Annotated in this window: 1 protein-coding gene; it reads left to right on the plus strand. The window is 65.5% G+C overall.

Annotated elements, in window-relative coordinates; genetic code table 11:
* Nucleotides 1-2: 2 nt before the first annotated feature.
* Nucleotides 3-238: LysR family transcriptional regulator (locus TW83_RS16345; protein WP_239441408.1), on the plus strand; the 236-nt coding region annotated here is incomplete at its 3' end.

The raw sequence follows: 238 nt of genomic DNA on the forward strand, positions 1-238 counted from the left end.
AGATCCGCGCGCTGGAGGAGTCGCTTGGCACGACGCTGTTCCACCGGCACGCGCGGGGGTTGATTCTGACCGAACAGGGAGAGCTGCTGTTCGAGGCAACCTCGTCCATGTCGCGCAAGCTGGACAGCGCCTCGGCCCGCATCCGCGACAGCGAGGAAAACGTCTTCGGCGAACTCAAGGTGACGGCCACCGTGGGCTTTGGCACGCTGTGGCTGGCACCCCGCCTGGTCAAGCTGTA

This window comes from Paracoccus sp. S4493 (assembly GCF_000967735.1).
Classification (GTDB): domain Bacteria; phylum Pseudomonadota; class Alphaproteobacteria; order Rhodobacterales; family Rhodobacteraceae; genus Paracoccus; species Paracoccus marcusii.